Raw genomic sequence first — 12785 nt, 5'->3', positions numbered from 1 at the left:
ATTATTAATCCTTAATTATTAATTAACCTAATTTATAAATGATGAAAAATAGAAAGCTTAATAATACAAATATTTGATCCCACACTTAAAATAAAATTAAAATTTTTGCGAGGCAAGGAGTAAAAATATCCTCAATTCTTAATTATTAATCCTTAATTATTAATTAACCTAATTTATAAATGATGAAAAATAGAAAGCTTAATAATACAAATATTTGATCCCACACTTAAAATAAAATTAAAATTTTTGCGAGGCAAGGAGCAAAAATACCCTCAATTCTTAATTATTAATCCTTAATTATTAATTACCAAAGTTGTAAGTGATAAAGAACAAAAAGCTTAATGACGTAAATATTTACGGCCACACTTAAAAAACCTTAGGTTCATAACCCAAGGCTTTTTATAAATACTATTTTAAAGATTTAATTCTATCAGCATTACTTACTATACTTGTTATTCTTACACCAAAGTTTTCATCTACTACTACAACTTCACCATAAGCTATTTGCTTTCCATTTACAAGTATTTCTACTGGTTCTTCAGCTAATTTATCAAGTTCTATAAGTGATCCTGTTCCTAGTGCTAATATATCCTTTATGTTCATTCTACTTCTTCCTAAAACTACTGATATATCAAGAGGTACATCTAAAATTAAATCAATATTTTTAGGAGCACTTGCACTTGCACTTTGATCTAGAGGAGCAAAGCTTGCACTATGTACTTCAACAGGCTTTGGTTGTGGCATTGGCTGCTGAACTGGTGGTGGTGCAGCTGGTTGACTAGGAGCTTGTTGCATTGGCTGACTCTGTTTAGTTACATCAACCTTTGGTTGTTCAGGTGGTGCTGCTGGCTGTGCAGGAGCTTGTGCTTCTACTGTAGGTGTACTAGGAGCTTGTGCTTCATCAGCTTCCTTATTTTCAGTTCCCATCATAATTGACACTATTTTTTTAGCAGTTGGAAGTGGTAACACCTGCATTATTTTACTATCAACAAGATCACCTATTGTCATGTTAAAACTTACTTTAACAAGCATTTCATCTTCTGGTATATCTTCTGTTAGTTTATCATCATTATTTTTCCAGATTTTTGATGTTGGAGTAGAAATATTAACTTCTCTTCCAAACATTTGAGCCATTGATGTTGCAGCTGAACCTATCATTTGATTCATAGCCTCTTGAACTGCACTAATTTCTATTTCTGACAATTCAACGCTATCAGATACTTTACCATCCCCGCCCATCATTAAATTAGCAATAACTGCTGCATCTTGAATATTTATTATAAGTATATTTCTTCCTACTATTCCGCTTGTATATTTTACATCAATAACAACTGTAGGTGCATCAAATCCTTGCTTTATTTCAGCTAATGTTGCCATAGATACAACTGGTGTTGTTATGTTAACATTTTGATTTATTATTTGATATAGGGCAGTAGACGCTGACCCCATTGATATATTTCCTATCTCTCCAAGTAAATCTTCTTCATCATGACTTAATCCGTTAGCATTATCTGCTGGCTTTGGGCTATCTGATGCACCACCTTCACCATTTAATAGTGCATTAATCTCATCTTGAGATAAAAACCCATTACTCATAATCATTCACATCCTTATTTATAATATCTAGTATGGATATTCCCATATTCTTACCTACTAAACCTGGTTTAGCATAATAATATTCTTCATTTTCAATTAAAACTTTTATTGGACTAGCTGAGTTAGTATCAAGTTTTATAATATCTCCACTGCTTAGCTTCAAGAAATCATCAACAGTAAGACTTGCACGTCCAAGTTCTGCTGCAATATTCACCTCTACAGGTTTTAACACATGTTCCATTTTTTGTCTAGTTTCTTCTTTGTCTTCAGTTTCATCATTTTTAAACCAATATTGAACTACTAATTTATCAATAAGCTTTTCTATACTTATGTATGGAATGCATAAATTTATAAAAGTAGTAGATTTACCCATTTCGACCGAAAAAGTTACAAGTGCAACAGGTTCATTAGGTGCAAGGGTTTGGTTTATTGCTGGGTTTGTTTCTATCCCTTCAATTTCTGGCTCTACATGAATTATATCTTCCCATGCAAGCTTAAGATTAGAAATCATACCGTCTGTAATCTGATACATTATATTTTTATCTATATCAGTAATTTCTTTTCCTGTTCTCTTTCTTTCACCTGTACCCCCAAGTAATATATCAAGTACTTGATATGAAAAATCTAGATTTGTCTCAAATAAAATTGTTCCATTTAAAGGAGGCATTTTAAAAAGTGTCATAATAGTTGGATTTTGTACTGAATGTATAAATTCCTCATATGTTATCTGCTCTACAGTTTCAATCTTAACTTTTACATTTTTTCTTATTTGACCAGTTAAATAGTTTGATAATATTCTTGCGAAATTATCATGAATCATTTCTAAAGTTCTAATATGATCTTTAGAGAACTTTTGAGGACTTCTAAAATCATAGACTTTTATTTTATGTTTTTCTTCTTCCTGTTCTATTTGTTCTGGTTCAAGATCTCCAGTAGACAGAGCAGATAACAAAGCATCTATCTCACTCTGAGATAAAACATCTGCCATTTCTCTCCCTCATTTCATTTTTTTATTTTCAAATCTTATAAAATAATAATTCTTAATTTAAATAAGAATTTTAAAAAAAGATAAGAATAAAATTTTTTACCCTTTATTTTTCTTTAGTACATCATATTAATTTTATCATTTTATACACAAATTTAATGCTTTAAATATAAAATTTCATATTTTTTTTACATTTTTAATATTTACATTAAGTAATTATCTTATTAAATAAAATGATTTTGTAAACACAATGTTTGCAAAATCATTTTATTTATAATATTATTCATTTAAAAGTGAATCCATATCTATTATTGTCAAAAGTTTATCTTCATGATTGTATATACCTTTTACATATTGCTTATCTTGATTATCCATCTTTTGAATTTGCTTTTGGTCTATATCTAAAACCTCTTCCACTTCATCAACAGATATTCCTATTTCTTCATCTTGTACATTTAATATTATTATACTATTTTGTTCTGTACTTTTATTAACCTTTAGCAATAAATTTATGTCCACAAGAGATTTTATATTTCCTCTTAAATTAATTAATCCTTTTATGTAATTAGGTGCTTTCGGAACTTTTGTAACACTCATCATATCATTTATACTTTGTACTTTTTCAGTTTCAACAGCAAAATGTTCATCACCTAATTTAAATACAACTATCTGCACTATACTCACCCCTTCGTAAATTACTATAAATAATTTTTATCCTACTACTTTTTGTACTGCTTCTAAAACTCTATCTGCCTGAAATGGCTTTACGATAAAATCTCTAGCTCCTGCCTTAATTGCATCCATAACCATTGATTGTTGACCCATTGCAGAACACATTATGATTTTTGCTCCAGGATCTATGGCTTTTATTCTTTTTACAGCTTCAATACCATCAACATCTGGCATTGTAATATCCATTGTAACCACATCCGGTTTTTCCTTTTGATACATTTCAACTGCTACTGCACCATTTGGTGCTTCACCAACAATTTCATATCCATTTTTTTCTAATATATCCTTAATCATCATTCTCATAAACGCTGCATCGTCAACTATTAATACTCTAGCCATAATTTCTACCTCCTAATTTATACCAATTGTTTTTAATATTTTTTCCAGTGATCCTGGTTCTGGCACATAATAAAAATGTGCTCCTAAATTGTTATTATTTTCATCCAAAAATATAGTTTCTATATCTAATATATAATCATCATACTGACCAGATTCAACAAATACTATTGAAAGAATTGAACTGCTCATATCATCTGCCAATTCTGGTACTGATGGTGAAATCTCAAGTCCAGTAAACTTTGCTATAGAATTCATATAAGAAGCTGATACAATATTTCCTATTTCACAAAGAGCTGATGTTGACATGCTATTAAGCTCTGTCATATCATTATTACCTATCAGTTTGTTAGCTATCTGCATTGCCTTGTCCTTTTCAAATTCTATAAGAATACTTCCTTTTATATCTCCAAGGACCTTAACTAAAATACCTATAACTTCTTTTTCTCCAGCACTATTAATAAGATCATCCATTTTTACAATATTAACTGCTGGAACAGTCATATCAATTTTTTTGCCAAGCATCATAGATAAAGAGGTAGCTCCATTTCCTGCTCCAATATTAGATACTTCTTTTAGAGCATCAAGCTGAATATTTGTAAATTTATCTTTCATTTAACTCCCCCTTTATAATAAATTTTAGGCTTTACATTTAGATAAGAGCTCCTACATCTAATATTAATGTAACAAGTCCATTTCCTAAGATTGTTGCACCTATATATTGATTTAATGATTTCAATGTTTTTCCAAGTGGTTTTATTACAATTTCCTGTTGACCACATAATGAATCTACAAGAAGTCCTACTGTCTTATCACCAACATTAACAATTATTACATATTTCTTATTTGTTTCACTTGCTTCAATACCTAATTTTTCATTTAACCTAACAAGCGGAATAACATCATCTCTATATATAATTACTTCTTTGCCATTAGTACTCTTTATCTTGTCTTCCTTATAATTAATAACTCTATCAATAAATCCTAATGATATTGCAAGAGTTTCCCCTCCAACCTTAACAAGTAATGCTTGGATAATTTGAAGTGTTAATGGAAGCTTAATTATAAATGTTGATCCTTTTCCTTCTTCACTTTGAAGATCTACTGTACCACCAAGAGCTGCAACTTTTGTTTTTACAACATCCATTCCTACTCCTCTTCCTGATATATCAGTAACAACTTCATTTGTACTAAAGCCTTGAGCAAATATAAGATTTTTTATTTCATCATCTGATAAACCTTCTGTAGGTATTCCTACTTTTTCAGCCTTAGCTTTTACTTTTTCAACATTTATTCCAGCACCATCATCAATTACTTTAATAAGTGCTTTTGTTCCTTCTTGATATGCAACAAGTTTTACTGTTCCTACGGGACTCTTTCCAGCTGCAAGTCTTTCTTCTTTAGTCTCAACACCATGGTCTGCTGCATTTCTAAGTAAATGAATAAGTGGTTCACCAATTTCATCTATTACTGTTCTATCAAGTTCAGTATCTGCACCTTCAATAACAAAATTAATTTCCTTGTTAAGTTCTACAGAAATATCTCTTATCATTCTTGGGAACCTATTAAATACAGTATCTAAAGGAAGCATTCTTATTTTCATAACAAGATCTTGAAGATCTGATGTTGTTCTTCCTATTTGTTCTAAAGTTTCTGTTAAGTCTTGAGACTTGTAATTTAATACAATTTGTTCAAGTCTTGTTCTATAAATAACAATTTCAGAAACCATGTTCATTAACTTATCTATTCTTTCAAGATCTACTCTTACTGATTGATGCATTTTTTTGTGTTCTTTCTTTACTGGTTTAGGTGCATCCTTCTTTTTATTTTCTTCCTTCTTAGCTTCTTGTGAAACCTTAGGCTTTTCTATTTGAACTTTTTTAGTTTCTTCCTGTTTATTTTTTTCTGTTTCAACAGCATCAATATCAATTTCAGAAACCAAAACATTTTTAACTTCTGATATTCCATTTGCTACACCTTGAATTTCTTCTAATGTATTAGAACTTAAAAGTACAAATTCTAATTTAAATTCAAAATCTTCATTTTCAATATCTTCAGTTGATGGTTCAGATTTAATTATTTCTCCAAGTTCTTCTAAATCTTTTACAATTAAAAATGCCCTAGCTGATTTTAAAAGTGTATTTTCACTAAGTTCAATTTTTATATTATAAGCTTTAAAGTCTTTTTGCTTTGCTTGTTTTATAACTGAAATATCATATTCATTTAATACAATGCCTTCAGTTTCTTTCTTTTCTTCAGTTGCACCTACCTCACTTGCAGCCATTTTTTCTGCTGCTTCTTCACCACCACTATCAGTAGCTTCTTTTATGGCAATTAACTTATTCATAATATCAGTTATGTCTACCTTATCCTCAATGCCTTCCTCTATATTATTGACCATTTTTTCTAGAGTATCTAGACATCCAAATAATACTGTTACAACATTTTGTGTAACCTTTAATTTTCCTTCTCTAAATTCTGATAATACATCTTCCATTTTATGAGTTAATTCTGCAATATCAGAAAATCCCATTGTTGCAGCCATACCTTTTATAGTATGAGCAACTCTAAATATTTCATTTAGTTTATCCATATCATCAGGATTTTGTTCTAGTTCTAATAATGATTCGTTTAATGTTTGAAGATTATCCATAGATTCTCCAAGAAACATTTCTAAATACTGTGATGTATCCATGTACAAATTCCCCCTTTACACCTTTTGATAAATAAATGTTGATAATTTATCAAATCCAAATTCTTTATACTTATATATACTTTCTGTTGCGCCGACAAATAATAAACCTCCTGGTTTAAGACTTTCTGCAAATTTCATATATATTTTTTCTTTAACATCATTATTGAAATAAATAACAACATTTCTACATAGAATCAAATCAAAATTACTCTCATAAGAATCTAAAATTAAATCATGTTTCCTAAAAGTAACCATAGATTTAATACTATCATCTATATAATATTTATCGTCCCTTTTTTCAAAGAATTTATCTAATTCATCACTTTTAACATTTTTAATTTCAGCATTTGTATATTCACCTTTTTTAGCTTTAGCTAAAATAGTATTATCTATATCTGTAGCAATTATAGTGTTTATGCCATTTCTATTGATTCTATTTAACATAATAGCAAGGCTATATGGCTCACATCCAATAGAACATGCAGCACTCCATACTTTTAAATTTTTACTTTTTGTTAACAATTCCTTCTTAATAGATTCTTCTAAACAATCAAATATTTCAGGATTTCTAAAAAATTCAGTAACATTTATTGTAATAAAATCTAAAAACTTCTGTCTTTGCTCACTATCATTTTTTATAACAGTTTCATATTCTTCTAAGCTACTAATACCATTTCTTTGCATTAAGCTATTAATTCTTCTGTTTAATTGTTCAGGTTTATATGCTAATAGATTTATTCCTAATTCTCTATATACCCATTTATGAAAATCCACAAATTCCATAGTCTCTCACCTACTTTTCCTTTAGTATTTCTGTAATTTTATTCCCTATATCTCCTATTTTTAATACCATATCAACTTTTCCTGTTTCATATGCAACTTTAGGCATTCCATATATAGTGCAAGTAGACTCATCTTGTGAAATTGTTATTCCTCCTGCATCCTTTACATGAATTGTACCTTCTGCTCCATCTCTTCCCATACCTGTTAATACGACTGAAAGCAAATTTCCACCATATATTTCTACTGCTGAATCAAATAATTTATCTACAGCAGGTCTTACTCCCCATATTGGAGGTTCTGTACTTAGCTTAATTGTGTCCTTACTATGTATTTTCATATGATACCCTCCTGGTGCGATATATATGGTATTAGGACATATTTTCATGTTATCCTCTGCCTCTACTACCTTAAGCTTTGAAAGTTTATCCATTCTTTCTGCAAATGCTTTTGTAAAACCTTTAGGCATATGTTGAACAACAAATACAGGTACATTTATATCTTTTGAAATAACAGGTAGAACACTTTGCAGTGCTTTAGGGCCTCCTGTAGATGCGCCTATTACTACTGCATCTATTTGGGCACCTCTAAATAAATCTTTGTTAGTATATTTATATCTATTGCCACTTCTACTATTTACTGCATTTAAACGATTACCATTTTTTGTCTTAATATTATTTTCCTTTCTCTTATTTTTCTCCTTTACTGTAGCTTCAATTTTTACTAACAATTCATCTTTTATTTTACTAATATCAGTAACTATTGTTCCTGGCTTTTGAATAAAATCTATAGCACCTAATTCTAAACATTCAATTGTATGTATAGAATCTTTAGATGTTTGATTACTAAGCATTATTACAGGATACCTTTTATGTAAATATTTCATTTTTTTCAGTGTTTCAATTCCATTTAAAACAGGCATTTCAATATCTAAAGTTACAATATCGGGATTATACTTATCAATATTATCTATAAGTTCTTGACCATTTTTAAATTTTGCTACTACTTTATAATTACTTCTAGATTCAACCATATCAGATATTACTTTTCTCATAAAAGCTGAATCATCTACTACTATTACTTTTACAATCTCTAGCATATTATCACCTCTCATATTGTAAATGCTTCCTGTCCAATTACTTTAATAGTAACTGTACCATCTTCTGCATTTGCAATCATAGTTCTTCCCTTGTTACCTCCAGTTTCTTCTGACAAAATAGGAATACCCTCCTTATCTTTCAATATGTGTTTAACCATTTCACAATTACGTCTACCTATATCACTAGATGCACTAGAGCCTCCAAATTTAAACATTGAAGCTCCACCAGCAATCTTTGCAACAATATTATTTTTAAAACAGCCCATATCTTGCATTTTTTTTAACAACATAGGAATTGCAAGATCAGCAAATTTCATAGGATTTGTTACTGTTGAAAATTGAGTACTATCAGGCAACATTATATGAGAAAGTCCTCCAACCTTAATTCTTCTATCATATAAAAATATCCCAATACATGAACCAAGGCCTATTGTTATTATTTTGCCTGGATTTTCTACTACATTTAAATCCCCAATTCCTACCCTTACTTCATTAGCCATAAATTATTTTTCAGAGAAAATAATTTCCTCTTCTTCCTCTGTTAAAAGATCAGTTAGACTTAATAAGATTATTATTTTTCCATCTAACTTTATTAACCCTTTAATATATTTTTGAGCTGATTTTATGGCAATTGTTGGTGGATTTTCAAAAGAATCTGTATTAGCATCTCTAACTTCATAAACATCTTCTACAACTATTCCAAATTTCTTTTCTTCCCTTTTTATTGATATTATTTTTTTAGCTTCTGCATTATTAGTTTCCTTAAGTTTAAATTTCTTTTCAAGATTTACTATAGGAAGTATTTCATCCTCATAATTAATAACCCCTTCAATAAATCTAGGTGCATCTGGCATAGGTGTTGTTTTTTCAAATCCTAAAATTCTCTCAACATCTCTAATATCTGTAGCATAATATTCACCAGCTACTCCAAATATTAATATTTTTATCTCTTTCTCATCCATACTTGATTCCTCCTAAAGCAATAGCTTATCTACAACTATTTCGCCTTTATTATCTACATATGCCTTTATACCCTTTGATGCCTTATCTAAAACATATTTCATTTCACCAAAACAGAATGTTGTATTTTGATATGCCACATCTGCTGTTATATTTCCAGTCTTTGGAACCCTCAACTCTGTTGTAACACCTGCTGCACTTCCTACAACCTTTGCATTTATATTTTTAGCTTTTATACTGCCACCTCTAGCTACAGATCCTTCTCTAGTAAAAATAACATCCTTCTTTGCTTCTATATCAGTAACATATTCCCCTTTTCCATCTATGTAAACTGTACCTGTAGCTTGAATTTTAGAATCTTGCATATACATAACATGTATATCTATAGGAATAAATATATCCCCCTTAAGTGGCTTTATTTCTTCATCAAGCCAGCTAATAAATTCACTAAGTTCACTTGTAAATTTAATTTTTAAAGGTCCTGCTCCTATAATTTTACCTCGTATAAAATTACATATATTCACATAGTTTTTTCCACCTCGTCCATTAAGAACCTTTAATGCTTTTCTTTGAATAGCTTTGAACTTAGTCTCCAGCAAAATTTTAACTATTTGTCCATCAGTTTTATCTGCTCCAAGTAAATTTCTTTCTTTTACATCCATAACTACAAGAACAAGATTTTCCATATCTTCCTTAAAATCTTCTAAGGCTTCTATATAATTCTGCTTTTCAAGATTTTTAGCCCCAACAATAATTTCAGATCCTATTATGCTTCCCTGTATTTTTGTTTCTCCTTGGGATTTTATTGTTGCCTGTTCAACGCTACCACTTATTTCTAATGTGTTACCACATTCAACAGTCATTCCTTCTTTAACGCTTCCATTAATAGTTACATCTCCAGAAAATTTAATATTTCCAGACTTCAAATCTACATCTCCTGGATTTTGAAGTACTTTATGAACATGAAGCATACCACCTTTAATATTAGGTTGTCCATCTATCAAAGAATAAAAAGAATTTCCTTCTATTTTTACTCCCTGGCCAGGTTTAATATCAAGAGTCTTTTTTACTTTTCTTGGTGTTTCATTACCAAAAACATCTACTCCATTTTGTCCTTCTTTACCTATAATTATTTGTGCAATTTCATCTCCTGCACAAACATTAGCTATAAAATTACTATTTCTGTAATCTATTGTTTCCTTTGAATTATCATTAATACTTTTTTTAGGTTTATCAAAAAGTAATTTTAAAGTATCATCTTCATCATCTATAACAGGTCTTCCTTCTGCAATAACAAGATCAGAAACATCATATTCTTTAGTTACTTTATTTAATGCATCTTTCTTAATTCCAAACTTTACTCCTTTTTTTTCAAGTAACTTAAGTATCTGATCCCTTGTATAAAGTGGTGGTTTTCTTCCTTCTTCCATTTTCTTTTTAACTCTTAGGTTATTACCATTTATTTTTCTACAATATATTTTTGCAACATATTCTGGCAGATACTTTGTTGTAACAGTTACCTTATTAGGTTCAACTTCAATATTTATACTTCTTTCTGCCTTTATTTTTTCAGTTGAAAATGTAATTTTATCCTTTGATGTAACCTTTGTACCGTTAATTACCTTTTTGCCATTAACTAATATATTTATATCAACATCAAAATATAATTCATATTCATTTATATCATTTTCATCTAAAATAATTTCAGAATAAGTTGTTTTAACTTCTTCACCTTTTTCTTTTGTATTTTTTTTATCTTCCATATCATTAGTTGAGGATTTATTGTCATCTTTTTGTACTTCATCATATTCTACAGATATCTTGCACTTTTTAGAAAATAAGCCTTTACTTTCTTCTTTAATTGTGTATTTTATTTTGTCTTCACTAATTCCCAATTCCTTTGAAGCTTTTTCCAAACATTCTTTCTTTGTTTTACCTTCGTATATATATTCCATACCAAACCCTCCTTATACCATAATTATTTAAAAACACTTTTAATCTGCTACCCAAAACAAATTATATATAATAATTTACTTGAAATTCAGAAAATATTCATTTCTCTTTTCTTTAAATAAATTAATTAACTTCTTTAAAAGCTCATTTTTACAGTTAAATTTATGCCCCTCTACAGAATTTATTGGTAAAATATGTGGTGATGTACCGCTAATAAACATAGCATCATAACTTGGAAGTGTTGTGTAATTAATATTTTCTTCAATAACCTCAATGTTATTTTCCTTTGCCATTTTTATAATTTCTGTTCTAGTAACACCTGGAAGCACACTTTCAACTTTAGATGTATATAATTTGTTATCCTTTATTAAAAATATATTGGATTTGCTTCCTTCTGTAATTACACCATATCTATTTACAAGTATAGCCTCAAAAGCTCCACGTCTCTCAATTTCAGCATTAACCTTTGGTCTAAAATTATTATCTATGACTTTAGCATTTGGATTATTTCTTTCACCAAAATATAAAATACATTCTACCCCTTCACTATACATTTTTAATGTAGGATATTTATGCTCTATTAAAAAAAGCAATAAGTCACCAGTTGATAAATTGTATGTTATCTTTATATTTTCGGACAATAATTTATTTTCCTTAACTAGCCTTTCTATATTTTTTCTAAACCATTCCCTTGTCATAGTAAAATTTGATCCACTTAATTTTAACGAATTAATAAATCTATCATAATGTGCTTCATAAAATAGTGGCTTTCCCTTAGTAATTCTTATTACTTCGTAAATTATTTTTCCATCCTTACATTCATTTTCAAATTGTTCTATGTTCCTTGGCAATCCATTTTTTATATATACTTTTTTCATATTATTACCCCCTGTAAAATTGTATTATTTCCAATTTAATATTTTATATTTGCTTTTTCCTTTATAATTAATAAGATATGGATTTCCTACTAAATCAAGAAGTGGTTTATCTGACAAGGAATCTGAAAACATATATGAATTTTTAAAGTCAACTTTCATATGCTCTCTTTCTATTACTTCCTTTAATCTTTTAACTTTCTCTTTCCCTTTACAATTAGCTCCATACATCTTTCTTGTAAATCTTCCATTTTCAAAGGAAAATCTTGTTCCTATTATTTTATCAACTTCTTTAATATCATATAATTCATTAAGATAAAATTCAGGTGATGCAGAAATAAGGTAAACCTTATATCCTTCCTTCTTCAGCTTTTTTATCATTTTTAAGCCATCCTTATATAAAATACCTTTTAAGGACTTTCTATAAAATCCATTTGTAAGTTTCCTTATTTCATTTTCGTCCATATTATCTAGAAATTTTAGAAAACTTTCTTTAACTCTTTTTTCATCATAAATCTTTAACAAATACATAAGACCGCTAAATAATGCACGTGGAAGATATTTTATATTCTTTTTATCTTCTTTTAATGTATATATATAAAGCTGCATAAGAGTTTCTTTTTTGGTGATTGTAAAATCCACATCAAATAAAGCTAATCTTTCCATTTTATCTCCTCCATTATAAATATATTATATAATATTTAAAAAGAATAACAAATATAATGGAAAAAACTAAGCTATTTTAAATTATTATATATAAAAAAACTTAGGTAT

At 28.9% G+C, this 12785-nt stretch carries 13 protein-coding genes; all 13 read right to left on the bottom strand.

The annotated features are described in order from the left end of the window. Nucleotides 1-408: 408 nt before the first annotated feature. The 13 genes from fliY to ACTNAO_RS07940 all read right to left on the bottom strand — a co-directional run bounded on the left by fliY (nucleotide 409) and on the right by ACTNAO_RS07940 (nucleotide 12677). The gene (gene fliY, locus ACTNAO_RS08000) at nucleotides 409-1596 is read right to left on the bottom strand and encodes a flagellar motor switch phosphatase FliY (RefSeq protein WP_441027898.1); all 1188 of its coding nucleotides are present in this window, start codon (nucleotides 1594-1596) and stop codon (nucleotides 409-411) included. After that, a complete protein-coding gene (gene fliM / locus ACTNAO_RS07995; protein ID WP_441027897.1) occupies nucleotides 1589-2584 on the bottom strand; it encodes a flagellar motor switch protein FliM in 996 nt (331 codons plus the stop codon). Before fliM ends, fliY begins: the two co-directional genes overlap by 8 nt. A 276-nt stretch (nucleotides 2585-2860) precedes the next feature. Beyond that, complete coding sequence (locus ACTNAO_RS07990) at nucleotides 2861-3256, bottom strand: chemotaxis protein CheW (RefSeq protein ID WP_441027896.1); 396 nt, start codon at nucleotides 3254-3256, stop codon at nucleotides 2861-2863. 36 nt (nucleotides 3257-3292) lie between these two features. Beyond that, nucleotides 3293-3652, bottom strand: a complete 360-nt coding sequence (locus ACTNAO_RS07985) for a response regulator (protein WP_441027895.1) — start codon at nucleotides 3650-3652, stop codon at nucleotides 3293-3295. A 12-nt stretch (nucleotides 3653-3664) separates the two neighbouring features. Beyond that, nucleotides 3665-4264, bottom strand: coding sequence for a chemotaxis protein CheC (locus tag ACTNAO_RS07980; protein WP_441027894.1), 600 nt, complete (start codon nucleotides 4262-4264; stop codon nucleotides 3665-3667). A 37-nt stretch (nucleotides 4265-4301) separates the two neighbouring features. Further along, on the bottom strand, nucleotides 4302-6344 hold the full coding sequence (locus tag ACTNAO_RS07975) for a chemotaxis protein CheW (protein WP_441027893.1): 2043 nt from the start codon (nucleotides 6342-6344) through the stop codon (nucleotides 4302-4304). A gap of 15 nt (nucleotides 6345-6359) precedes the next feature. Continuing rightward, entirely contained in the window at nucleotides 6360-7127 is a 768-nt protein-coding gene (locus tag ACTNAO_RS07970) for a CheR family methyltransferase (protein ID WP_441027892.1), read from the bottom strand. Between the two features lie 10 nt (nucleotides 7128-7137). Next, entirely contained in the window at nucleotides 7138-8223 is a 1086-nt protein-coding gene (locus ACTNAO_RS07965) for a protein-glutamate methylesterase/protein-glutamine glutaminase (RefSeq protein WP_441046122.1), read from the bottom strand. An 11-nt stretch (nucleotides 8224-8234) separates the two neighbouring features. Beyond that, complete coding sequence (locus tag ACTNAO_RS07960; RefSeq protein WP_441027890.1) at nucleotides 8235-8723, bottom strand: chemotaxis protein CheD; 489 nt, start codon at nucleotides 8721-8723, stop codon at nucleotides 8235-8237. A gap of 3 nt (nucleotides 8724-8726) precedes the next feature. Then, nucleotides 8727-9185, bottom strand: a complete 459-nt coding sequence (locus ACTNAO_RS07955; protein WP_441027889.1) for a chemotaxis protein CheW — start codon at nucleotides 9183-9185, stop codon at nucleotides 8727-8729. A 12-nt stretch (nucleotides 9186-9197) separates the two neighbouring features. Then, nucleotides 9198-11138, bottom strand: a complete 1941-nt coding sequence (locus ACTNAO_RS07950) for a flagellar assembly protein A (protein ID WP_441027888.1) — start codon at nucleotides 11136-11138, stop codon at nucleotides 9198-9200. 75 nt (nucleotides 11139-11213) lie between these two features. Next, entirely contained in the window at nucleotides 11214-12014 is an 801-nt protein-coding gene (locus ACTNAO_RS07945; protein WP_441027887.1) for an aminotransferase class IV, read from the bottom strand. A gap of 24 nt (nucleotides 12015-12038) precedes the next feature. Next, the gene (locus ACTNAO_RS07940; RefSeq protein ID WP_441027886.1) at nucleotides 12039-12677 is read right to left on the bottom strand and encodes an HAD-IB family hydrolase; all 639 of its coding nucleotides are present in this window, start codon (nucleotides 12675-12677) and stop codon (nucleotides 12039-12041) included. Between the last annotated feature and the right edge of the window lie 108 nt (nucleotides 12678-12785).

Source organism: Clostridium sp. HCP1S3_C6, from assembly GCF_052066735.1.
In the GTDB taxonomy this organism is placed as follows: Bacteria; Bacillota; Clostridia; order Clostridiales; family Clostridiaceae; genus Clostridium.
The sequence above is the reverse complement of the archived record's forward strand: the minus strand, read 5'-3'. Positions and strand labels throughout refer to the sequence as shown.

Coding starts and splice junctions, on each gene's coding strand:
- ACTNAO_RS07945 (WP_441027887.1), bottom strand. CDS start 12,014: ATGAAAAAAGTATATATAAAAAATGGATTGCCAAGGAACATAGAACAA.
- fliY (WP_441027898.1), bottom strand. CDS start 1,596: ATGAGTAATGGGTTTTTATCTCAAGATGAGATTAATGCACTATTAAAT.
- fliM (WP_441027897.1), bottom strand. CDS start 2,584: ATGGCAGATGTTTTATCTCAGAGTGAGATAGATGCTTTGTTATCTGCT.
- ACTNAO_RS07975 (WP_441027893.1), bottom strand. CDS start 6,344: ATGGATACATCACAGTATTTAGAAATGTTTCTTGGAGAATCTATGGAT.
- ACTNAO_RS07965 (WP_441046122.1), bottom strand. CDS start 8,223: ATGCTAGAGATTGTAAAAGTAATAGTAGTAGATGATTCAGCTTTTATG.
- ACTNAO_RS07940 (WP_441027886.1), bottom strand. CDS start 12,677: ATGGAAAGATTAGCTTTATTTGATGTGGATTTTACAATCACCAAAAAA.
- ACTNAO_RS07960 (WP_441027890.1), bottom strand. CDS start 8,723: ATGGCTAATGAAGTAAGGGTAGGAATTGGGGATTTAAATGTAGTAGAA.
- ACTNAO_RS07970 (WP_441027892.1), bottom strand. CDS start 7,127: ATGGAATTTGTGGATTTTCATAAATGGGTATATAGAGAATTAGGAATA.
- ACTNAO_RS07985 (WP_441027895.1), bottom strand. CDS start 3,652: ATGGCTAGAGTATTAATAGTTGACGATGCAGCGTTTATGAGAATGATG.
- ACTNAO_RS07955 (WP_441027889.1), bottom strand. CDS start 9,185: ATGGATGAGAAAGAGATAAAAATATTAATATTTGGAGTAGCTGGTGAA.
- ACTNAO_RS07950 (WP_441027888.1), bottom strand. CDS start 11,138: ATGGAATATATATACGAAGGTAAAACAAAGAAAGAATGTTTGGAAAAA.
- ACTNAO_RS07980 (WP_441027894.1), bottom strand. CDS start 4,264: ATGAAAGATAAATTTACAAATATTCAGCTTGATGCTCTAAAAGAAGTA.